Source organism: Adonisia turfae CCMR0081 (assembly GCF_011009555.1).
Taxonomy (GTDB): Bacteria; Cyanobacteriota; Cyanobacteriia; order Phormidesmidales; family Phormidesmidaceae; genus Leptothoe; species Leptothoe turfae.
The window spans coordinates 4,570,130-4,593,517 of record NZ_QXHD01000004.1; the positions used below are offsets into that span (position 1 = coordinate 4,570,130).

Here is a 23,388-nt window from a genome sequence, read left to right on the forward strand (position 1 = left end):
GTTAGCACCTTTTACTATGAATGTTATTCCAATTCTTCTGTGAGTATCAGGACCAATTACAAGAACTTTATTTCTTGTTTTATGCTTAATCTTTAGACATTACAAGTATCGAAAATGCCTAGTGTTTATACAAAGTTAATCTTAATACCCGTGCTCTTAATTTCAAAAATATATGGGGTAGCATCACGGATGCTTACAATGAGAGCGGAGATACAAAGATATGTTATTGGCATACGGCTTTCCTGACTTAAAACGGTTGAATCTATTGATTTAGAGTCGAGGATAAATCTTGTAGCTTCTCTATATATGGGTGCTTGATATGGGTGCTTGGCTCTCTATAGTAAGGTGTTGAATTTGACATCAAAGTTGTTTGCCTTGAGAAGTTAGCTGATTCTTTCTTGACAGAACTTCAATGTGATTGGCTGTAATATCCATCAATAGACAAAAATAATTATTGATAAAATATTAAAACTAGAAAATGCTAAATCCCAGTTTTTTCTGATATCTATTTCGTCAGGACATTAAATAAATAAAATATTCTCTTAAAAACAGAAAGAAAATTTGTTTGATTTACTTAGACCTGTTTTCTATGTAACATTGAGAATTTATGATTTGTGATTAGGTTTATAAAAGTAATTTTTGAGCGCTATGCACGATCATTTTGAGGTAATACCTTTCTTGACGAAGACACTTGAATCTGGTCAAACTGGACGAGTGTATATCACGGGTGACAATGTTGAATGGTGTCTAGATATTACTGACGGCAGGGTGATATTTGCAGCGCACTCGCTACAGTATCTAAATACGTTAGAGACAACATTGCCGAGGTTAGGCTATGAAGCCTTACTGCCTATTTATTGGCGATTGACCCAGTTGGAGGTGTATAAGCGCCAAATTGGCCAGGCTGGTCTGGAAGCCCTTAATTGGACGAGCAAGATTGTTGGTGCGCTTGTCCAATATAATTTGCTTGAGACAAAACAGGCTGGGGAAATTCTGGCTCAATTAGCTGAAGATGCCGTTGAAGCTCTCTTAGGATTGGAAAAAGCAACTGTTGTTTGGTATCCCTTTCCCAAGGAGCTATGGTATACAACAATCTACGGAACAGAAATTCCTGCCTTAGTTAACCATCTTTCTGGAAGATTGAAAGCATGGCAATCTCTTGGAGATCTCATTTGCTCCCCCTACCAGCGTCCCTACTGCGAAAGTCCGGACGATCTTTATAAACTGGCACGCCAGGGTGGACTCCCACAGCGAATGCTGGAGTCCTTAGTACGCCTGATGCAGGGAGCCAGTATCCGTCAGCTAGCCCAAACTGTTAAACAGGACGAAACCAAGCTGGCCCAGCTACTATATCCCTACATAAAACAGCGTGCGATCAAGCTATGGCCCCCATTACCACCGCTTAACCGCTTGCCCTGGTTACCAATCAAGCAACAACAACAACCTGAATCGGTCACAGATGCAGTTAGCAAACCCGCAGATATCACAGTCATCAATAAGCCGTCTGAGACCCTTACCACTGGCAACACCACTTACCCTGAGAATAAGACCAGTTCTGACAATAACACTGTATCTGAGAAGCAATCTACTACTGACACGTGGAGGTCAAATGAGAACGAGTCAGAATCTAGTGCATCAGGTAATAACAATCTCCAAAGCAAGGGTTCAGGGAACTTAAGATCCAAGCATTTAATCATATGCATTGATGATAGTAAGGCCATGCTAGAAAAGATAGAAAGCTATCTTGATCCAAATTATTTTGAACTTAAAACGATTATGGATCCAGTCAAGGCCATCTCTAAAATATGTGTTAGAAAACCTAGTTTGATACTGATGGATATCTCAATGCCAAGCATAAGTGGCAACTCTCTATGTTCAATTTTAAAGCGGAGCTATATGTTCAAAGATGTCCCCATCATTATGATCAGCAGCAACTCGGGTGCCCTAAATAAGGCAAAAGCCGAGGTCTCAGGGGCAGCTGGATATCTAGAAAAACCATTTTCAAAGGAACAGCTAATGCAGCTATTAGACAACTACTTGAATCTTAACCCGATTGAGTGATACGGACATCAGAACAAAAAACATAATTATCTCAAAACTAACAAGTGTCGATAAAATCACGATGAATCTCTTTCTCAATGAAGGGATATAGCTCAATATCCTATATAAAAATTGTAGTTGTAACGATAAGGCAGTGGAGACATGGCAAAAAAAATATTGGTCATTGATGATGTTAAATCTGAGTTGGATTTGATCAGCCATTATTTGGAAGAGGCTGGTTACAAAGTGATAACGGCTGAAAATGGTTCAGAAGCAATGGAAAAGATAGCATTTGATCGGCCCGATGCAATTGTTACGGATTTGGTAATGCCGGAGGTTACCGGTTTAGAACTCTGCCGAAAGCTTAAAAAAGATCCGGCTACAGCTAGTATTCCGATCATCGCCTGTACAACAAAAGGCCGCAAAATGGATCAAAGCTGGGCTAAAAAGCAGGGAGTTGCTGGGTATGTAGTCAAGCCCTGCACCGCTCAGCAATTGACTGACGCTGTACGCTTTGCAGTTTTGTAGTTTATGTAAGACAGCGCATTATCTCCTATGCAAATCTCGCCTACCCCTTCGACTCAGACACTTAAAACGGCAGATCGCCTTCAGCAGCTTCTGCCTGACGTATTTAACCCAAAAACTGTTGCAGGCGAACAATTTTTGAGGGTACAACTAACTCCAGACTTAACGATTGCCTTAGCGCTAAGTTGGGTTGAAGAAAGTCTGTTGCTGCCAACTCAGTTAGTTACACCCATGCCCAATATGCTTCCATCAATGATGGGACTAATGAGTTCAAAAGATCAGGTTTTTTGGGCGATTAACCTGGCCCAACTATTAGAGTTACCTATGGTTCTAGAGCCTTCTCAATACTATGAAGTAGTGGTCATTCGTGCTTTGCCATCCAACGTTGATCAGTCTTCTCCTAAAGAGAATATTAACGCAGATGAAGAACTCTATTTAGGGCTGGTTGTACCCAAAATCCGAAGTTCTGTTCGCTTATCACCAGACGATATTGTCTCTCCTGTCGATGAAGTGGATGCTAGCTTACATCCCTACTTAAGCGGTCAGGTTGTGATTGATGACGAGGTGATTCTCGTTTTAAGTGCTGAAGCGATTGGAGCAGCTCGATCATTAACATCAGCTGAGTTTTAGGGTTATACATTTTCTTTGATTAACATAGCGAACTAGGACACCACCATGACTGCGCAGGACTATACATTAAAAAACGATAAGCTTCAGCGACTCAGCTTTCTTAGGAGAGGAATACCCCGGATTTCTAAGGTAGACAAAAAAGGTGGGCGTCCCCTTGGTAGACAGTTACTACAAACACTGTTGCCCGTTACCTTGTTACCACTGGCAGTTGCGAGTGGTTTGGGGATTGTTATCACCAAGCGCGCTGAAAATGAAGATGTGGTATTCGCCCTGAAACAGGAAGCGTTCCTGGCCAGTGAAGTGGCTGGTTTTTTTGTTGCGGATAGCTTTCAAGTTGTAGAAAACTTGGTGATTAGCCCCTCCATTCAGCAGGCACTAAATCAGGCGAATGCCAAGGTTGAGGAAGATAAACTCAGCGAACAGTCTGTTGAGGCGCTAGAGCAACAGTTTGCCCAGACTAAGTTATTAGCGCCCAATGCGGCCATTAACAAATATTTAGCAGATATTGTGGCTGCTGAAGGAGTTGGTGAAATATTTTTTACTGAACAAGCTGGTTTAACTGTTGGTATCAGCAACCCTATTGATGACTTTGTTCAAAGTGATGAGGATTGGTGGCTGCAAGCTAAGCAATTTGGTCAATATGTGGAACCGGTAAAATTTGATGACTCTGCCAATGTCGTCAGTGTATCGATTTCCAGTGCAATTACTCCTGCTGGATCCGAGGACGTTATTGGAGTTGTTAAGTCGGTTCTGCCCCAGCAGGTCTTGAGTACTCAAATTGCTACCTATCTGAGTAATTCAATTGGTGAAACTCAGGCAGTGCAGGTGGTCGATGTCCGTAATGGCTTGGCGCTGGCGACCGTACCCCTAACAGAAAATACTGACACTGATAATGCAACCGTGGTTGGTGGAGAGGTAATTGCGCAGTTTGCCCAGGCACTATCATCAAAATTAGGCCGCGAGGCCGATGGTTCCCAAATATTTAAACAGGAATTACAGCAGGAAACAGGCGCTAAAATTATTGAAGTTAGCCGGACAACATTACTTGGCAAAGAAGTATTACAGGCTGTAGTTTCCTATGAAGGTCGGAACTATAGTCTGGCGACCGTAGCCAATCTTCCCTGGGTTGCAATCTCGTCTGAGGATGCAGTTGCACTTGACCAAGCGGGAATGACTTTGTTGGTTGTCTTTATTGTGACTGCCATAATTTTGGGTACCGCCTCAGGTGGTTTGCTGCTGTCGCTGGCACGCAGGCTTTCTCAACCATTGCAGACATTAACCGAGGTGGCTCAGAAAGCGGCTGGAGGTGAACTAGATGCCCGTGCCATTATCGAGGGAACCTTTGAAACTCAAATTCTAGGACGTGGTTTTAATAATCTTTTAGATCAGCTACAGTCATCGCTTAAACAGCAAAAAGATTTTGCAGAAGAACAGCGACAAGAAAGAGAAAAACTAGAAAATGATATCACCCAGCTAATGGAAGAAGTGGGGGATGCAGCAAACGGCGATCTCTCGGTGCGGGCAAAGCTTTCGGCTGGAGACGTGGGTATTGTAGCTGACCTTTTTAACGCCATCATTGAAAACCTGCGAGACATTGCTGTCAATGTGAAACAATCAACCGGCCAAGTGAGTGGTTCATTGCTGACTAACGAGCAGCAAATTCTTAGCGTGGTTGAGCAGGCCGTTGAAGAAGCGCGCTCGATGCAGAATACCATGGTGGCTGTTAGAGAGATGAGTCAATCTATTCAGACGGTTGCTCAAAACGCTAGTGAAGCCTCTAATTTGACCAATGACACCTATGTGACGGTACAGGCAGGGTCTCAGTCAATGGAAAAAACGGCAGACAGTATTCTAGAACTGCGCTCAACGGTGGGTGAAACCTCTAAAAAGATTAAACGATTGGGAGAATCTGCCCAGAAGATTGCTCAGTCGGTGAGTTTGATTGACGAAATTGCTCTGAAAACAAACCTGTTGGCTGTAAATGCTAGTGTTGAGGCATCCCGTGCTGGAGAATTAGGACAGGGCTTTACTGCCGTAGCGGAACAGGTTGGCTCCCTGGCGGAACAATCGGCCAATGCCACTAAGACCATTGCTCAAATTGTGGCTGACATTCAAACGGAGACTCAGGAAGTAGTCGCAGCCATCGAAACGGGTACAGCCCAGGTGGTTGATAGTAGCAGCCTGGTGAAAATGACCCAACAACAGTTGAACGAGGTACTGACTAAATCTGATCAAATCAACCAACTGATGCAAAACATTTCAGATTCTACAGTTAATCAAACTCAAGCATCTGCGGCTGTTACTGAGCTCATCCAAAAATCTGCTCAATCTTCCGAAGAGCGATCCCATGCATCAGCTCAGATGGCCCAAGCGATTCAAGATACTGCAAAAGTAGCCCAATCTCTACAGGCGTCTGTCAAGCAATTTAAAGTTGAAGACTAACCATGGAACTAGACAAAGAGCAACAGGCTCGATTGACCTTTTTGGCAGAGGCGGAAACCTATTTCGAGGAAATTGAAACTGTCCTGTTAGGTCTGAAAACGGCAGATGATCGCCTGGGTGAGATTAATATTGCCATGCGTGCTGCTCACTCTGTTAAAGGTACAGCTGGCATGATGGGCTTTGTCGAGCTTAGTCAGGTTGCTCACCAGCTAGAAGATGCATTTAAAATTCTGCGTGCCCGACGGCTATCGGTAGATACCTCCCTGGAAACTCTGCTACTGCAGGGGGTGGATTGTTTGCGAACAGTTCGTCAGCACTATCAGCAGCAGCTACCCATAGACTCCCAGTGGTTAGCCACTGATATTGAGCCTATATTTAAAAAGCTAAATCAACATCTGGGTGATCTCACCCCTGAAGATGAGGCTCGTCTGTTGTCAGAAGACAATGATGAAAATCTTGATGTCATGATTTTCACAACAAGTGTTGAAGATTGTCTAGAAGAGTTTCATCAAGACCTATCTCAACTGCGGGGCGATGATCTCAGACAAGCTGTAGTTGCTATGGCTCAACGGATGTCTGAGTTTGGCATGATGGCTCAGTTGGAGGCATTTGTATCCCTATGCGATTCTGTGCAACAACAGTGCCTGTCTGCTCAGCCTGAATCTATTGATGCGATCGCACATCAGGCGCTGAAAACCTGGCAGCGAAGTCATTCACTGGTTCTTTTAGGACGTACAGAAGGGTTGCCCTCTCAGTTAAAACCACTTACCGACATCTCGGGTACACAGCATCACGACCTGAGCGATCTGTCTTTACCAGAGCTTTTAGATGAGCGACCTAATAGTGCCGATGATATTGATTTTCTGCAAGACCCGCTAACCTCCTTAGAGGCCATTGATGCCTTCCCCACTGCTGAGCTGATAGAAGGAGAGCCAACCAACAATCAGACGGTTGATCTAGAGGCTTTGCAGGCACAGTTTGCGAAACTACCGCTAGAACCAGAGCTAGAACCGGCTGATGCGACTACCATAGCTCCCGAGTTAGTCCAGCCGAGTCTTCATCAGGCAGAGAAACCGACTGGTGAAGAGATAGCTAGTCAAGAGATAGCTAGTGAAGAACTCTCTGGCGAAGCGATTAAATCAACGTCTAGCCTAGAGGCTATTCCGCTGATCCCTTTGAATATGCCGCCGCCGGTCGCTGTCCCCAGTACACAAAAAACAACAACGGTGCGGGTATCGGTTGATCAGCTCAAGCAAATTAACAGTAATTTCGAGGCTCTGATTCTTAACCGAAATGCAGTCAACCTTAAACTAGAACAGCTACAGACATTTAGTGAGTTGATGCAGGAGCGTATGGCCGCCCTGACATTATTTAATACCGAGCTACGTCAGTGGTATGACCGGGCGTCAACGGAAGGACCCATGGGGGCTGTGGCTGAAAATGTTGCCGTGGCCAGTGTTGCCAATAGCATCAACGGATCGAGTCAGAATGGACGTGGCCGAGCTGTTGAAGTTGCTGCCCCCGAAGAACTAGATGCTCTAGAATTTGACCGTTACTCTCAGCTCCATTTGTTGGCCCAGGAACATATGGAGACCATTGTTAAACTTGAAGAGGTAAGCCGTGACATTGAGTTAGGCCTGAATGAGATGGATCAGGCCATCGGCGGGCTTAACTACACCAGTCGTCTGCTTAAAAACCGCATCACCCAGACCCAGATGCGTCCGTTTGAAGAGATTGTCGGACGTTTCCCTCGGGCGTTACGGGACTGGTCAGTACAGTATGGCAAACCTGTAGAACTTAAGATTGAGGGAGCCAGTACCCTGATCGAACAGTTTGCCTTAGATCAGCTGAGCGATCCGCTGATGCACCTTTTGCGCAACTCGTTTGACCACGGTATTGAAAGCCCTGAAAGCCGTCGAATACAGCAAAAGCCTGCCGTAGGCACCATTGCCCTGCGGGCGGTGAATCGTGGTAACCGAGTGGTGATTACCCTGAGCGATGACGGTGGTGGGATTAACTTGGAGGGCGTTCGCGATCGCATCCGTAAATACAACCTCCCAGCTGAGCAGGTGGATGCCATGGAGCGTCAAGAGCTATTGTCCTTTATCTTTGAACCGGGCTTTAGCACCAGTAGTCAGGTTACTGAACTATCGGGGCGGGGCTATGGGATGGATGTAGTTCGCACCAACCTGAGAGAATTACAAGGTGATATTCAGGTGGATACGGAGCCCGGTCAAGGCACCACATTTACCATGAGTATTCCGCTATCGTTGTCGATTTTGCGGGTCATGCTATTGGAACGCAATGGCTCTGTCTTTGCCTTACCCGTTGATGCGGTGCAAGAAGTAATCAGAACTCCAGCCGCAGAGATTACTGAACCATCCATGACCTGGAGAGACACCTCTATTCCCCTCGTGCGTGTAGAAGATCATTGGACAATGCTGGCCAGACCGCTAGACATGAGTGGTCAACCCTTGATCAACTGCCCGATGATCGTGGTAGTGGGCGAAGACGATGGTTACTATGGTCTGAATATCGACCGCTTCTGGCAAGAACAAGAAGTCGCTATCCGTCCAGTGGCGAGTCCCATACCGCTACCTCCTGGATTTAGCGGTGTTACGGTGCTGGGTGATGGTCGCGTCATTCCTCTGATTGAACCGATCCAGCTGATGACATGGATTGTGGCAGGCGCTAAACGAGAGGCTGCTCAGCCAGTGGATCCCGTATTGTCCTTACCCTCTCAATCGGCCAAAATTTTGGTGGTTGACGATTCGATTCATGCGCGTCGTTATATGGCAACGACGCTAGAGCGATCAGGATATCTGGTGGAGCAGGCTAAGGATGGTCGAGAGGCCGTAGATAAATTGATCGCCGGTCTAACTGTGGAGGCGATAATTTGTGATATCGAAATGCCTCGACTAGATGGCTACGGCGTTCTAGAAGAGCTTAGAGAAAAGCCGGAATATGAAGAGTTGCCGATTCTGATGCTGACGTCTCGAAGCAGTGAGAAGCATCGTAAGCTGGCCATGAATTTAGGGGCGACGGCTTATTTTTCAAAACCGTATAACGAGCAGGAACTGCTGAAGGAATTGAAGGTACTCACTAAGGTTTAGGTGCTCTAGAAGCCGCCGTGCTTTATCAAGCATCGTGCACAAAAAAGAAGAAACGATCAAACGAGATGGTTGCTAATGGCAAGGGCAATAGGTCTTCGTTGCAAGACTTGATTGAACAAAATTTGACTGAGGTCACTTATTTGACTGAGGTCACTTCATAGAAATCATCCTGACTGGTTCACCCCAAAGCCCCGACCGTCATCTGACAATAGTCAATACTTCTTCCCCTCCAGGAAGAGGCAATGGTGTATATTGAGCTCTAGCTCCATAGCTACAGTCATTAGAGCCTTTTAGGAAAAGTTGGGTTCACTGATGTAGGTAACAGTGATTAAAACAGTGATCCTTCTTTATGAAAAAGCTAGCAATTGCCGGAATTGGTGCAGGTGTTCTTGCTGTTGGCCTATACTTCGGTGCAAATCTCTACGGCACTAAAGTCGCCGAGGCCAAGGTAAACAAATTAATTGACAGCATGGAAGAGGAGAACCTGGCTGTTGAGTACAAGGATATTAGCTTCAAACCCCTGGCCCAGGATGTCCATGTCAAAGATATTACGATCACGTCTAAGGATGATCCCTCTGAGGTCACTATCAAGAAAGTTATCATCCGTGACATTGATGAAAAATCAGATGTGCCCACGGTGTTTGATGCATCAATTCAGGGGATAGTGGTGGACTTAAACCAGCCGGAACAGTTAGAAATGGCTGACTTTTTGCAGAGGGCTGGTTATGACACTGCGCTAAGTTTCGATATTGATACAAAGTATCGGTACAACCAGGCCAAGCGTGAGATGAGTGTCGAAACGTTTAAGGTTAGTGCCGATCAGGTGGGAGATTTGGTTGTCAATATGAAGCTGGGCAATGTCGACATGGAAGACGTTGAGTCAAAAGATGCGGCCCCTACTAACATGGATACGATTTTCCACAGTTTTGAAATTACCTATCGGGATAATTCGTTTGCGGAGAAGCTGTTAGCATCGATGGCGGCTGAGGATGGTAAAAGTGTGGATGAGTTTAAGGCTCAGTTAACCAGTCAGCTTATGGGTGCCAGTCAGTTTTTGGTGTCGCCTGATAATGAGGTGGCAGCTGATGCGGTGAATGAGGTGGTTGCGTTTATTGAAAATCCGAAGGGGTTTAGTATTTCGGCTAAGCCGGAGCAGCCAATGCAGTTGATGAATCTGATGACTGAGAATCCTGATGATTGGATGGATAAGCTTAATATTGAGGTTAAATCTTTTTAGGCAATTGGTGGTGGACAGATGCCGCTGGACATACTCCGGAACGCATTGTTCGCCGATTAGGAAGAGGTAGGTTAGGATTGCAATCAACCATTTCGTGTTCCTGTAGACAGCGGCAGCTCAAGGCTTGGGGCTATGTTAGTTGCGCTCCAGATATAGTCGTCTCAAATTCCTATGGCGTTGAGTCACCTCATCTCCTATAATTGGGGACTGGAATATTCCTACAAAGGAGCTAAACGCTACATGGCGCGATATAGAGGTCCTCGCCTTCGCATTACTCGCCGCTTGGGTGAACTACCCGGTTTAACCCGGAAAGTTGCCCGTAAGGCCTATCCCCCTGGTCAACATGGTCAGGCGCGGAAGAAAAAGTCCGAATATTGTATTCGTCTAGAAGAGAAGCAAAAGCTTCGTTATAACTATGGTGTGACTGAGCGTCAGCTACTGCGCTATGTGAAAAAAGCACGTCGTGCCAGTGGTTCTACTGGGCAGGTAATTCTGCAGCAGCTAGAAATGCGCTTGGATAACACTATTTTTCGATTGGGTATGGGACCTACGATCCCCGCTGCTCGCCAAGTCGTTAACCACGGTCACATCACCGTCAACGGTCGCGTTGTTAGCATCCCTAGCTACCAGTGCCGTCCTGGTGATGTCATCGGTGTTCGCCCTAAAGATGTTTCGAAGAAGCTAGTGGAAGCAAACCTTGAATTTCCTGGTTTGGCGAATATCCCCACTCACCTTGAGTTTGATAAAGCCAAGCTCGAAGCTAAGGTGAACAGCATCATCGAACGTGAATGGATAGCCCTCAACGTCAACGAACTACTCGTAGTTGAGTACTACTCCCGTAAAGCGTAGACCTACTGTCGCTCTACTTGAATACTTTAGGCATACCCTGCTGTATTCTTACCGCGCTAGTTTAGTAATTTCCATTAGCCCCTGAGGTCCGTCAGCCCTAGGGGTTTTATTTATGGTTAATAGCCCCGCCAATAGCCAATAGCTCTTTGTCTACACTGGCATCCACGACAAGACAATCAGCTCGCCCTGGACCACGCCAATGCGTAGCTCATAAATAAACTCATAGCGGTCTTCGTTTCTATCCCAGGCTGTAATCCATAGCTCGTAGGCCCGAGTATCGCGCTCATGACAGGGGAGCTGTCGCAGAACATCAATTTGATAACCTCGGTAGCTCTGTAGAAGATCGGCAACAGCAGTGGTCACGGCTGACGAATAGTGTTGCTCTGAGTAAATTCTCGGAAATGCCATGAATGGACGCCTAGATGCGAGAGTGATTCTATTCTTAGCCTACGTGACGTTACGGATGGGGGTCAGGGTTTCGGGTAGTGTGTGAAGTTTTTGAGAAGAAAATCATAGTTTGGATTAGCAATGCCAAGTAAAATATTGACTTACAACCGCATGGATTCTTAGCTTGATGAGCATAGATACAGAAAGACTCCAAACCTTACTCAGCCGTGCTCAGCAGTTAACCGAAGCAGAAGCACTGGCGGATTTGCCAGCTGCGATCGCTGAGCGCCTAAAGACAGAAACTGCTACACCTTTAGTGGCAGCCTTGAATTTGAGCGATGCCCTATGGATTGATAATCCCTATAAAGCGGAAAAGGGGGCTTCACGGGCAGTGCGGGTGATCCAGCGCGACCAAGCCGTAATCCGTGCGCTGGCATTTTATCGCCTTAAAGGTGGCACTGATTTAGAAAAAACAGCAACATTTTTTGAAGAGACGTTTGCGGCTGCCACCAAACATGACGGACAGGTGAGCCATTCCGAATAGAAAACCTGTAGGGGCGCACCGCCTTGCGCCCTCTAGCAACAACCGCCGTACGCCCCTACGAAAAATCTCTTATGTGTGGTGATCGATGACGTGGGGAATCAGCGAGTGAGGTTTTTCTAAATCATAGGTGTGCATTAAGTCATTGTCTCCCATAATCTCTCTGGGAGGACCATCGGCAACAATTCTACCTTGGTACATGATCAGGGTGCGATCGCAAACCTCCAACAAAAACTCTAAGTCGTGGGAAGCAATTACCATAGTTTGTTGCAAGCCTTGCATAAAGGTGATCAAACGTCGTCGACTGCGGATATCAAGGCTGGCGGTAGGCTCATCGTATAAAACAATCTGGGGATTCATGGCCAAGAGACCAGCAATGGCCACCATTTGTTTCTCTCCACCCGATAGGTGATGGGGAGGGCGCTCAGCTAAAGGCTGTAACCCCGTCAAAGCAATTGCTGCATCTACTCGCTCATCTACCTGTTGGGGCTGTAGATCCATATTTGCTGGGCCAAAACGAATATCGTCTCGTACCGATGCAGAAAATAATTGGTTGTCGGGGTTTTGAAACAACAATCCAATTTGAGGATTAAACCCACCAGTCACAACAGGTTTATCCATCAGTCGCACAGTGCCAGACATGGGGGTAAGCGCTCCGCAGAGAAGCATAAACAAGGTGGTTTTCCCACAGCCATTGTGGCCGATAATCCCCACCCGTTCGCCAGGAGTAACCTGTATGCAAATATTATCAAGTATCTGGGGCCGATCAGGATAGGAAAAACAAAGATGCTCAATGGCAATCGTTGCTGTTATAGCCGGAAAAACAGCAGGCGCTACTGGCTTCTTGGGTAGCAGAGAGGTCATAGATACTACTCAGAGATTGGGCGTTTGTGCTTTGAAGAGAGGTTGAAATGAATATCAAGTTTTTAATGTTGAGTTTTAAGTTGGAGAATCTGTTTAGAGAATTAAGATTTATAAAAATGAGGGCAACAGATTTCAACGGGAAGCTTGAGTTTGATCAAAATTGAGGGGGCCATTCAGAACTCAAAACTACCTATCCCCCAGAAACTACTGGCCAAATTTGCAGACTCATTAAAATCAGAGCAATGGTAGCGCATAATCCAATGGCTGCAATGTCAGGGGCACGCCCCCAGCCTTGAATCTGAGGGGACATGTTGCTACGACCATTACTATAACCTCGCAGTCGCATGGCTTTGTACACCCGCTCAGATTGTTCATAGCTGCGCACCAATAACGTGCCAGTTACGGCTGCTAATTGTTGCCAACTTTGACGATTACCCCCTGGTTGAAAACCTCGCAGCCGCATGGCCTGACGTAAAATGGCGAGCTGGTCGGCAATGTCAAATAGATATCGATAGGCCAGCAGTGCCATTTCTGCCATTAATGTTGGCAACCCCAGGGAGACTAATGTATCAATCAGTTTTAACAGTGGGGTAGTGCCCAATAACAGCATGCCAATGGTGACGATAGAGAGAAATCGCCCTGCAATTAAACCCATGGCCATCAGGCCTTCTTGTCGGATGGCGAGGGGCCCCCACTGCCAGAGAATGGTGCTGCCTGATAACAGGGGTAACGCGATTACCATGCCCAGGACAAAGAGCCCAGGATAGCGGAGGCGCGATCGCAAAAATGACCAGGGTAACCCGGAGAGCATATACAGCACAGCGGTCACCAATAAGCAAATTGGCACTAGCTGCACCTGTTGCACACTGGTAAAGCCCAGCATTAACAGCCCTAAGCCGACTAATTTGCTACGGGGCCACCAGCGATGCAGGGGAGATTGCAATGCTGTATAAGAGTCGAGGGTTAGTCGCATAGTTGTTCTCCCGATGAGGGCATGGGCTCAACGGGTCTGATATCTAAGCCGGTCAACAATTCTGGTTTTGTCCGCTGTAAAAATGTCACCAGCAGTGCAGTAAAAATGCCCTCAACAATCACCAAGGGTCCATGGGCGATCGCCAGGGTGAACAGGGCTGCCCGTTCAGTGGCGACATCAAAGCCAGCAGGCACCGTGAAAGTCAGCAGACTGATAAAAATGATCACCGCCAGTGCCATGCCAACAGCTCCCGCTAAAAATCCGCTCAGACCATAGCGCATTGATGGTTTTATAGAGCGGGGCAACCAATGCCGCAATTGAAAAATGCCATGGCCCACTAAGGCCGGTACACCAATGATGATGGCGTTTAATCCGAGGGTGGACAACCCGCCGTGGCCTAAAAATAAGGCCTGAAAAAATAAACCAATCAAGATCGCTAAAAAAGCGTAATAGCCCAAAATTGCTCCTAGTAGTCCACTGAGCACCAGATGCAGGGTCATGGGCGGGAGGGGGATCTGAATGGATGAGGCAACAAAAAAGGCCGCTGTCAGCATAGCCGCTTTGGGCATTTGGGCCGTCGGGTTGGGTTGCCGGTTAATTTTTCGCAGACATTGCCAGGTAACAAACCCGCTGACACCATACCCGATGATGCACAGTTGGGGGGGGACAAAACCATCTGGAATATGCACTAAGACTGTTTACCTCGCGAAAAAAATAAAACTGTCCCGATCAGGCCCCACAGTGCGGCTCCAGCACTGGCCCAGCGTTGTAGGGGATTAGTCAATGGTTCCGATGACGATACCAGAGCCGTTGTGCTCCTGGCGACAGCTTGAGGATTTTCTACCTGTGCCACCGCCTGATTAGTGACGGGAACGTTGACGGTGGTACCATGGCCCGCTTGCCGAATAACAACTTCCCAATCGCCTTCTGTGTCAGGACTAAATTCAAAATTCCCTTGTTCATCGGTTTGCCCCGTTAACCAAGGCTCATCGGGGTTGTCAGGCCTGTAAACCACCACCTGGGCTGAAGCCATGGGTTCTCCAGAAGAATAGCTGGCTTCGACAGAAAAGGTTTGGGTAACGGTTGCGATCGCACCGTGGCTCCAGCCCGGTTGCCCCCATAACAATACCAACCCCAAACCATTGAGCCACCATAACCACAATAGCCATCGCCCATTCAAACTAAAGGAAGATTCCCTTGAGTATTGTTTAGCTGAACCCACCATAGATGCACATAAGGAATTTCCCCAATTAGTTAAGCGTCTTCTCTTTTATGGGTTCAATGCCCCAGGGGGGGACATGGGCTAACTAAAGTCCCAAAATCGTAAAGTCGCTGGTGCCCAATGGAGAACACCAGCGACTTTAAAGGAAATTGGAAGACTCAATTAACCCTGAGCAAGGGATAAAGAAGTTAACAGTAGAGGGTCGAGCCAGGCAACATTTCTTACCTATCGAATGCTTGTGTTCGACAACCGACTTGCCAACAGTTCAGGTGCAGTTAGAACCTGGGCATAAAAAGGACCGTGGTCTGCATCTTGAGCAAGCCGAATATTCTGCACACGGCTAGCAATTTCAGTGCTTTTCACATCGTAGGTTTGAGTCGCCAACTTAGGGTACAAACCGATACCAATGATGGGCACTAGCAAAGAGACAGCCACAAATGCTTCGCGAGGCTTGATATCCCAGGAGGTGTTGTTGGGAATTTCCAGCTCACCAGGAGTACCAAAGAAGATGCGACGCAGCATGGACAGCAGATAAATCGGAGACAAAATCACACCGATAGCAGCCAAAATTACGATGATTGCCTTAAATAAGGTGCTATAGGCATCACTGGTGGAGAACCCAAGGAAGACAGCTAGCTCAGCCACAAAACCACTCATACCGGGCAGCGCCAAAGACGCCATGGCACCGGCAGTAAACATCCCGAAGGCCACGGGCATGGCTTTGCCCATGCCACCCATTTTGTCCATCGCCAGGGTGTGAGTACGCTCGTAAGCCACCCCAGAGAGGAAGAACAGAACTGCCGCAATCAGACCATGGGAAATCATCTGTAGCAGAGCACCGCTTATACCCAAGGTAGTAAATGCTGCCAAACCGATGAGGACAAATCCCATATGGGCCACAGATGAATAAGCCATGCGGCGCTTGAGATTGTCCTGACCAAAGGCTGCTAAAGAAGCGTAGACAATGTTAATTACGCCAAGGATTGCCAGGATGGGTGCGAAGTAAACATGGGCATCCGGCAACATCTCGATGTTCATACGAATAAGGCCATAGCCTGCCATTTTCAGCAGCACACCTGCCAAAATCATGGACACAGGCGCAGGGGCTTCGCTATGGGCATCCGGTAGCCAGGTATGAAATGGAAAGACCGGTAGCTTGACGCCAAAGGCAATCAAAAAGCCCGTGTAGGTCAGCAGCTGCATTGGTAAAGAATATTCCTTAGCAGCCAGCTCGCTGAAGTTAAAGGTGAGATTGTCACCGTAGAAGGCCATTGCCAGAGCTGCCAACAAAATAAAGATGGAGCCGATAGCCGTGTAGAGAATAAATTTAGTCGCCGCATAGAGACGCTTCTGACCGCCCCAGATAGAGATCAGCAGATAGACCGGTACGAGTTCTAGCTCCCACATGATGAAGAACATCAACATGTCTTGGGTCAAGAAAACGCCGACCTGGGCGCTGTACATCAGCAGCAGCAGTGAAAAATAAAGCCTGGGCTTCATGGTGATATTCCAGGAAGCAACCACTGCCAGCGTTGTGACTAGTCCGCTCAAAATCACTAAAGGCATGGACAGACCGTCAGCCGCCAGTGACCAGTTAAGACCGATTTGAGGAACCCAAGCAAAGTTATCAACTAGCTGTAAGCCGGTCTGATTGAGATCGTAGTAGTTAGCAAATGTATAAAAAATGAGGCTCAGTTCGGCCAAGCAAGCGCCAAGGGTATACCAGCGGATAGTTTTACCCTCGCTATCTGGCAGCAAAGGAATAGGGATAGCCGCTAGGAGGGGGAAAATAACTAGCGCTGTTAACCACGGAAAGTGTTCAACAATCATGCCAACTCATGCGTACAACTCGTAGAGGCGCATTTTGCCGAGAGGCAGTTGGTCTAGCTTGAAGCGAAAAGGCTTGTTGTTTACAACGTACCCCCTGTCAGGGGAGCTACTGTCTTCGCGGCGGCCTTGGTCGAAGAGGTCGGAGGAATTCAGGAGCACGATGTACTAAAGAAAAACTAGGCTAACTAACCGGACGGCAATGAGGAAAAATACCTATTGAAATACGCCCAGTCACAGTATATGTAATTTGGTTAACTTTTGATAAGGTCTAAAGTCTTAAAAATCATTTGTTTTCTTAATCGGCCAGATATATAAAGCTCTTGGCAAGATGTTAGAGCATCACACATAAAAAAAAGATATAGAGGTAATCAATCACATTTATGTAAATTTGTATTTATAAAAATGTGAATAAATAAAAATATGTAATGTGACTAACCCTGTCTGTGGGGGCACTTGTGATGCGGCTTAGCTAATGAGGTTAGCTTGGGTGCCCTGGTGATCAATGGCGAGTTGATGAACGGTATAGGGGATATTGACTGATTGCCAGGATTTACCCAGGGTTTGCTGGATAGTGGGTGCGGTTTCTGGACTGGCTAGGGTCAATAGTGTGGGGCCAGCGCCGCTGATGACAAGGCCCCAGGCTCCGGCATTAAGGGCGTCTTGATGGATGTCGTCGTAATTTGGAATGAGGGTTTTGCGGTAGGGCTGGTGGATGCGATCGCACAGTGCTGTTCTCAACCAGTCGCCATTGCCAGTGGCTAGGGCTTGAGTTAGTAGACCCAGGTGAGCCGTATTAAAGATGGCATCAGCGCGGCTATAGCTTTCGGGTAGAACTCTACGGGCTGCAGATGTCGATAGCTCAAAGTCTGGAATGGCGACGATGGGAATGATGGATTCATGCCAGGGCAGTTGGCAGATGGCGAGAGGTATATTTTCACTATGGACAGCGAGTTGGCAGCCGCCAAGCAGGGCGGGGACAACGTTGTCGGGGTGACCTTCTAATTCGGTGGCGAGGCTAGCGAGCTGACTGTGAGTTAGGGGGCTGCCTGCTAATAGGTTTGCGCCGACGATGCCGCCAACAATGGCGGTAGATGAGCTGCCTAGTCCACGGGATAGGGGAACGTGGAGGTCAATCGCAATGTGGACAGGTGGGGCGCTTTTTTGTAAGTGGTTATAAAAGGCTTCGTAGGATTTGTAGACGAGATTGTCGGGGCCGGTGCTGAGGCGATCAGCTTCTTTACCGGTGATGGTAATGGTGAGAGTGTCGGCAGGGGTAAATGTGAAGTGGTTGTGGAGGGTGAGGGCTGCACCAAGGCAGTCGAAGCCGGGACCAATGTTGGCGGTGGTTGCGGGGACTGTTACTTGGGCGGTTTGAGGCATTGTGATTTGGTTAAAAGTGTCTTGTTTGAAAGGAAGCTGCAAGGGGCCTCCCCGTTTGGGAAGGGGCCCAACGGGCGGTGTGGGTTAACTGAGACAAACACAGCCGATACCCCGTAGGGTGGGTTGAGCCCATGGAAACCCACCAGGTCAAACCCCATAGAATTACCCCAAGTAACCCCAAAAACGTTCCCCCGTAGGGGCTCCCCTTGTGGGTGCCCTAAAGGCGAGGGCCAAGCAATTCAGGCACCCCGTAGGGGCTCCCCTTGTGGGTGTCCTAAAATCAAGGTTCCAAACAATCAGTATTCCAGATTAGAAGTACCCGTGGCTATCCAACGCCGCTTTTAATCGGGCAATCACATCCGGCACCGAAATCGCCCCCAAATCCCCTTCCTGCCGTGTACGAATGCTGAGGCTATTGTTCTCAACCTCTTTAGCACCAATCACCGCCATCACCGGGATTTTCGCCTTTTCAGCATTACGCACCATCTTGCCTAGGCGCTCGCCACTGCGGTCAACCACAACGCGCATACCTAGCTGTTGCATTTGCTCAGCTACTTGCTCAGCAAAGGGCAGCTGCTCAGCAGTTACAGGCATTAGCCGTGCTTGCTCGGGGGCGAGCCATAGGGGGAAGAGGCCAGCATATTCTTCGATCAAAATACCGATCAGACGCTCTAACGACCCAAAGGGAGCTCGGTGGATCATCACCGGACGCTGACGGGTGCCATCCGCAGCGACATATTCCAAATCAAACCGTTCTGGCAGGTTGTAATCTACCTGGGTGGTGCCCAACTGCCACTCACGACCCAGGACGTCGGTAAAGATAAAGTCGAGCTTCGGTCCATAGAAGGCGGCTTCGCCAATGCCTTCAAAGTGCTCCATGCCTAAGGTTTCAACGGCACGGCGGATGGCGTTTTGGGATTTTTCCCACACGTCATCGGAACCAATGTATTTGTCAGAGTCGGGATCTCGGAAGCTTAGGCGAGCTTTAAAGTTGTCTAGCTGCAGGCTCTTGAAGACCGCCAGAATCAGGTCGACCACCTTGAGGAATTCGTCGTCTAACTGGTCTGGGGTGACAAATAAATGGGCGTCATCAACGGTAAAGCCGCGTACCCGTGTAAGACCACCCAGCTCACCGGACTGCTCATAGCGATAAACTGTGCCAAATTCGGCCAGGCGCATAGGCAGCTCTTTGTAAGAGCGCAGTTCATCTTTGTAAATCTGAATGTGGAAGGGACAGTTCATGGGTTTCATGACGAAGCCCATTTCATTGGCTTTGTCCTCTTCTGTTTCCGCCATCATCGGAAACATGTCTTCGCTGTACTTTTGCCAGTGGCCTGATGTTTTGAACAGGTCTACCTTGGCAATATGGGGGGTGACAACGGAGAGATAACCGCGCTTAACCTGCTCCTGCTTAAGGAAGTCTTCTAGGGTAGAGCGCAGCAGGGTACCTTTGGGTGTCCAAAGCGGTAGGCCAGGGCCAACATCCTCAGAGAATAAAAATAATCCCAGCTCTTTGCCTAACTTGCGGTGATCCCGCTTTTTGGCTTCTTCACGACGGCGTTTGTATTCTTGCAGTTGCTCAGGGGTTTCCCAGGCAGTTCCGTAGATGCGTTGGAGCTGTGCTTTAGTTTCGTCACCACGCCAGTAGGCTCCAGCAACGCTTTCTAGATCAAAGGCTTTGGGATGTAATTTGCGCGTGCTTTCTACATGGGGACCAGCGCACAGGTCCCACCACTGATCGCCCAGATGGTAAAGGGTTATGGGCTCTTCGATACTATCTAAAATTTCGAGCTTGTAGGGTTCTCCTAAAGCTTCAATGCGTTTTTTCGCTTCTTCTCTCGATACTTCTTCCCGTTCAACCGGATAATCCTTTTTGATAATCTTGATCATCTCCTTCTTGATCGTTTTTAGATCTTTATCAGAGAAGGGATCGGGATTATCAAAATCGTAGTAAAACCCGTATTCGGTCCAAGGACCAATGGTGACCTGAGCTTTAGGGAATAAACGCTGTACAGCCATTGCCATCACGTGGGAAAACGTATGGCGAATGCGCTTAAGGTCTTCGGACTCGTCCGTTTTGGGAAGGTATATGTTTTCAGACTCAGCCATAGGAACTGTTCGGGTTCGATAACATCTGTCAGATTAGCTAAGACACTGGGTATCCCTATAAGCTTATAAATTAAAACGCTAATCTGATTCGCAATCAACGAATGTATCCGTTGATTGGGACACGTGCCGCATCCTAGCTTAGACAGGCGCTATGGCTTTGGCAATATGCATGCAAATTCAGTAAACATCGTGTGGGGTGATGTAGGTTTATAAGGGTATCAGAGTTCAATAACATCGATATCTGAGTTGCAATCTTTCTAAAGAGTTGTGCCAAACGGAAATCGGTGTGGTATCGTTGATGCTTGTGAAATTCAGCGCGTGTATTAGTTAGCGTTGCCCCCCGATTGAGGGCCTGAATTTTTAATGTACGACACAGTTTTTTCGGAAAACTAAATCCTTTCGTTTATGGCTAAAACCACAACAGCTGCCCCATTGGTATTGCATCCAATGGCTAAGTTTCAGCGTCAAGTGAAGTCCCTTGTAGAATCTGACGTCATCAAGTCCACCGATAAGCTCTGGAAAATAGCGTTCTTGTTTAGAAATAACTGGGAGCACTGGAAGCATGAGCTTGAAGAGTTTGAGTTTTCTATGCAAGATCCCATTAGCGATTTACTAGCTGTGGAGAGTTGGGAAGAAGAGCAGTAAGGCTGCCCATGGCGTCTGTCATTCTGTTGATCTGCTCTCAGGCAAACAGCATTGAGGATAGCCATAGCGCCAGAAATGGCAACAGGAAGAATAGTCCCATGACATAGCCAATGGCAACGATACGATAGTTGCGTGTAGCAGTGGCTAGCTGCTGTGCTAAGGCTAAAGGCACACTGCGTAAAGCTGGGATGCTATAAATCAAAATTACAGCTGCCAAATTAAAGCTTAAGTGCACTATCGCTAGCTGCAATGCCACTGGGCTGTCAACGGCCAAAGTGGCGATGAGGGCTGTAATACATGTGCCGATGTTTGCCCCTAAAACAAATGGGTAAATACTTTCCAATGTGGTAATTTCAGCGGCTGCTAGGGGCACCACTAGACTGGTGGTCATGGAGGATGACTGTAGCACTGCTGTCAACCCTGTACCTGTGAGTAAAGCACCCAACTTTGAGCCATGGCCCAGTGCCCAATACATGGTCTCCTTGGCAAAGGTGCTTAACCAATGTTTCATTAGCCAGCCTAAGGCGGTAACACAGATCATTAGGCCGCCAACGCTAGTCCCAAATAGCAGCAAAGCATCCCATGGTCCGGACAATGTATTAATGCCATAGGCTGCTACCCAATGGACGGGTTGCAATAGCCAGTCTATGGGAGATACAACGCTGGTGGGAAAAATAGCGAGCTGATTGCTTTGCTCTAAGAGTATTTGGCTTAGTCGCTCTAGGGGGTGCAGCCATAGTTCTATGGGAAAGAAAATAACCAGGGCAAGCAGATTAAAGCAGTCGTGAATGGTGGCAGCGGCGAACCCCCGTTCAAATTCGTCATCGCTGCCAAGGTAGCCCAGGCTGACTAGGGTATTCGTAATGGTGGTGCCAACATTTGCCCCCATCACCATGGGAATGGCCGTGGCTAAGGGGAGACCACCAGCAACCAGGCCCACCAATAGGGTGGTAATAATGCTGGATGACTGCACTAAAGCAGTGGCTAGAATGCCCAGTAACAGGCCTAACCAGGGGGTGGCGGCTAAGTTCAACCAGCTTTCTATCTGGGGACCAAAAATCGATTGAAACCCAAGATTTAGTAGATCAATAGAGGCAAAAAGGCCATAAATGGCTGTTAGGATACCGCCTGCGTAGAGCCAGGATTGACCTAAACTAGGTGTCTGAGACTCTAATGGGCTATTTTCTACTGAGGATAGTGTTTCAGCGGCTGCATTAGCCGTTGACGATAGATCAGTTGCTGCTGCTGTTGTTTTGTCGGTTTCAGCAAGAGCATTGGAGTCACTTTGAGAAGAAGAAGTTGCCATGAACGTTGATGCGCTAATTAACTGGGTTGAAGCCTGGGCTCCACCTGCGTGGCAGGAGGCTTGGGATAATTGTGGCTGGCAAATTCAGCCTGGTATTCTGTCTCAACCGGCGGGGGTCTTAGTCTGTCTGACGCCAACGCTGGCGGTCATGGCCGAGGCGATTCGGCTTAAAGAGGAGGGTGCCCCAGTTAACCTTATCTTTGCGCACCATCCCTTAATTTTTAGTCCGCTCAAATCTGTGGCAGCGGGGGATACGGTTGGGGATATGGTTCGTCTCAGCATTACCCATGGCATTGGGGTGTACAGTGCCCATACTAATTTTGATCAGGTCGCTGATGGTACGGCTGATGTTTTGGCCCAGTTGCTACAGCTACAAAATTCGGTACCGGTGGTGCCCACCCAAGATGGTTTAGGCTATGGTCGAGTGGGTGATTTGCCAAGTGCTCAGTCTTTGGATGAGCTGCTGGCGTTGATTCAGGCTAAGCTCAACCCGCCAAATTTAATTCATTCACCGACGGCGGATTTACAGCAAGTGATTGACCGGGTTGCTGTGTTGGGTGGTTCCGGTGCCAGCTTTATGTCGGCGGTTGCGACAACGGGAGCCCAGGCCTATCTGACGTCCGATTGTAAGTTTCACCAGTTTCAGGAAGGACGCGATCGCAACCTGATCCTGATCGATGCAGGCCACTATGCCACCGAACGCCCCGCCTGTGCCAACCTTGTGGAGAAATTTCAGCAACAGGGCGTTACCTGGACCCAACTTAGCACCACCGACGAAGACTTCCGTCAATTTTGGTGAGACATTTAGAGTCTAGACACTCTTCTTTACTCGCTTTAGTCCTTCTGCACCACCGACCCTGCTCACATCCTGTTCCAGCTTGGTCACTTTTATATCCTTAATCTCATCCTCCATGGCTTGGTCCAGGTTGCTGATGTAGTAAGACATACTGTGATCAGCAATCAAGTCAAGGCCTGACTCGAATATGCTTTTAACCAAACCCATAAACCCATCAAAGGCTCGGTAAATAGCCTTGTAGTTATCGACTAAAAATCCCTTTGAATTAAAGTACTTTTCGGTTCCCAAGTGACCATAGAGATGCATTGGGTTTCGCAATGAAAACGGCGGTGGCACATGGGGAACAACATCATTGTTGTTAACAAAGCGAAAAGCCCGGCCTGACAAGTTTTTATTGAGTTGTCGGCTAAAGGTAAGATCGCCTACACGAGGTTGTCCAAAGGTGTATAAGCCTGCAACGTTGAAACCATTTTCTTGCAGTGATGCTGCAGCCATGGTG

At 47.7% G+C, this 23,388-nt stretch carries 20 protein-coding genes; 10 read left to right on the forward strand and 10 right to left on the reverse strand.

Annotated elements, in window-relative coordinates; genetic code table 11:
* Positions 1 to 678: 678 nt before the first annotated feature.
* The 7 genes from DXZ20_RS23645 (at position 679) to rpsD (ending at position 10,836) form a co-directional block, all read left to right on the forward strand.
* Complete coding sequence (locus DXZ20_RS23645; protein ID WP_163701294.1) at positions 679 to 2,061, forward strand: response regulator; 1,383 nt, start codon at positions 679 to 681, stop codon at positions 2,059 to 2,061.
* Between the two features lie 141 nt (positions 2,062 to 2,202).
* Entirely contained in the window at positions 2,203 to 2,568 is a 366-nt protein-coding gene (locus DXZ20_RS23650; protein WP_163659429.1) for a response regulator, read from the forward strand.
* Between the two features lie 27 nt (positions 2,569 to 2,595).
* Positions 2,596 to 3,195 (forward strand): chemotaxis protein CheW, encoded by a 600-nt coding sequence (locus tag DXZ20_RS23655; protein WP_163701297.1) that lies wholly within the window; start codon positions 2,596 to 2,598, stop codon positions 3,193 to 3,195.
* 45 nt (positions 3,196 to 3,240) lie between these two features.
* Complete coding sequence (locus DXZ20_RS23660) at positions 3,241 to 5,637, forward strand: methyl-accepting chemotaxis protein (protein WP_163701300.1); 2,397 nt, start codon at positions 3,241 to 3,243, stop codon at positions 5,635 to 5,637.
* A gap of 2 nt (positions 5,638 to 5,639) precedes the next feature.
* Positions 5,640 to 8,750 carry a hybrid sensor histidine kinase/response regulator gene (locus tag DXZ20_RS23665; RefSeq protein ID WP_163701303.1) on the forward strand — a complete coding sequence of 1,037 codons (3,111 nt, stop codon included), beginning with the start codon at positions 5,640 to 5,642 and terminating at the stop codon, positions 8,748 to 8,750.
* 349 nt (positions 8,751 to 9,099) lie between these two features.
* Positions 9,100 to 9,987: a hypothetical protein gene (locus tag DXZ20_RS23670; RefSeq protein ID WP_163701305.1), complete on the forward strand. Its 888-nt coding sequence runs from the start codon at positions 9,100 to 9,102 to the stop codon at positions 9,985 to 9,987.
* A gap of 240 nt (positions 9,988 to 10,227) precedes the next feature.
* Positions 10,228 to 10,836: a 30S ribosomal protein S4 gene (gene rpsD / locus DXZ20_RS23675; protein WP_163659434.1), complete on the forward strand. Its 609-nt coding sequence runs from the start codon at positions 10,228 to 10,230 to the stop codon at positions 10,834 to 10,836.
* A 150-nt stretch (positions 10,837 to 10,986) separates the two neighbouring features.
* Here the strand turns inward: rpsD and DXZ20_RS23680 are convergent, their stop codons facing one another.
* On the reverse strand, positions 10,987 to 11,244 hold the full coding sequence (locus tag DXZ20_RS23680; RefSeq protein ID WP_163659435.1) for a hypothetical protein: 258 nt from the start codon (positions 11,242 to 11,244) through the stop codon (positions 10,987 to 10,989).
* A 166-nt stretch (positions 11,245 to 11,410) separates the two neighbouring features.
* Here DXZ20_RS23680 and DXZ20_RS23685 point away from each other — a divergent pair, with 166 nt between their 5' ends.
* Positions 11,411 to 11,767 (forward strand): hypothetical protein, encoded by a 357-nt coding sequence (locus tag DXZ20_RS23685; RefSeq protein ID WP_163659436.1) that lies wholly within the window; start codon positions 11,411 to 11,413, stop codon positions 11,765 to 11,767.
* A gap of 69 nt (positions 11,768 to 11,836) precedes the next feature.
* Here DXZ20_RS23685 and DXZ20_RS23690 read toward each other — a convergent pair whose 3' ends face one another.
* From DXZ20_RS23690 to thrS, 7 genes are all read right to left on the reverse strand, one after another.
* A complete protein-coding gene (locus DXZ20_RS23690) occupies positions 11,837 to 12,628 on the reverse strand; it encodes an energy-coupling factor ABC transporter ATP-binding protein (protein ID WP_163701308.1) in 792 nt (263 codons plus the stop codon).
* 190 nt (positions 12,629 to 12,818) lie between these two features.
* Positions 12,819 to 13,601, reverse strand: coding sequence for a cobalt ECF transporter T component CbiQ (gene cbiQ, locus DXZ20_RS23695; protein ID WP_163701311.1), 783 nt, complete (start codon positions 13,599 to 13,601; stop codon positions 12,819 to 12,821).
* On the reverse strand, positions 13,592 to 14,290 hold the full coding sequence (gene cbiM / locus DXZ20_RS23700) for a cobalt transporter CbiM (RefSeq protein WP_163701314.1): 699 nt from the start codon (positions 14,288 to 14,290) through the stop codon (positions 13,592 to 13,594). The genes cbiQ and cbiM overlap by 10 nt, the downstream gene beginning before the upstream one ends.
* Complete coding sequence (locus DXZ20_RS23705) at positions 14,290 to 14,826, reverse strand: carboxypeptidase-like regulatory domain-containing protein (RefSeq protein ID WP_163701317.1); 537 nt, start codon at positions 14,824 to 14,826, stop codon at positions 14,290 to 14,292. Before DXZ20_RS23705 ends, cbiM begins: the two co-directional genes overlap by 1 nt.
* 222 nt (positions 14,827 to 15,048) lie before the next feature.
* Positions 15,049 to 16,653: an NAD(P)H-quinone oxidoreductase subunit 4 gene (locus DXZ20_RS23710; RefSeq protein ID WP_163659441.1), complete on the reverse strand. Its 1,605-nt coding sequence runs from the start codon at positions 16,651 to 16,653 to the stop codon at positions 15,049 to 15,051.
* Between the two features lie 465 nt (positions 16,654 to 17,118).
* Positions 17,119 to 18,033 (reverse strand): homoserine kinase, encoded by a 915-nt coding sequence (gene thrB / locus DXZ20_RS23715; protein WP_163659442.1) that lies wholly within the window; start codon positions 18,031 to 18,033, stop codon positions 17,119 to 17,121.
* A gap of 309 nt (positions 18,034 to 18,342) precedes the next feature.
* Entirely contained in the window at positions 18,343 to 20,142 is a 1,800-nt protein-coding gene (thrS, locus tag DXZ20_RS23720; RefSeq protein ID WP_163701320.1) for a threonine--tRNA ligase, read from the reverse strand.
* A 405-nt stretch (positions 20,143 to 20,547) separates the two neighbouring features.
* On the opposite strand from thrS, the gene DXZ20_RS23725 reads away from it, so the two are divergent.
* Complete coding sequence (locus DXZ20_RS23725; RefSeq protein ID WP_163659443.1) at positions 20,548 to 20,787, forward strand: DUF4327 family protein; 240 nt, start codon at positions 20,548 to 20,550, stop codon at positions 20,785 to 20,787.
* Positions 20,788 to 20,824: 37 nt separating this feature from the next.
* Here DXZ20_RS23725 and DXZ20_RS23730 read toward each other — a convergent pair whose 3' ends face one another.
* Positions 20,825 to 22,093 (reverse strand): Na/Pi symporter, encoded by a 1,269-nt coding sequence (locus tag DXZ20_RS23730; RefSeq protein WP_163659444.1) that lies wholly within the window; start codon positions 22,091 to 22,093, stop codon positions 20,825 to 20,827.
* Here DXZ20_RS23730 and DXZ20_RS23735 point away from each other — a divergent pair.
* Positions 22,092 to 22,892, forward strand: coding sequence for a Nif3-like dinuclear metal center hexameric protein (locus DXZ20_RS23735; RefSeq protein WP_163659446.1), 801 nt, complete (start codon positions 22,092 to 22,094; stop codon positions 22,890 to 22,892). The genes DXZ20_RS23730 and DXZ20_RS23735 overlap by 2 nt on opposite strands.
* 12 nt (positions 22,893 to 22,904) lie before the next feature.
* On the opposite strand, the gene DXZ20_RS37725 is transcribed toward DXZ20_RS23735, so the two are convergent.
* Positions 22,905 to 23,388: lipase family protein (locus tag DXZ20_RS37725; RefSeq protein ID WP_431732087.1), on the reverse strand; the 484-nt coding region annotated here is incomplete at its 5' end.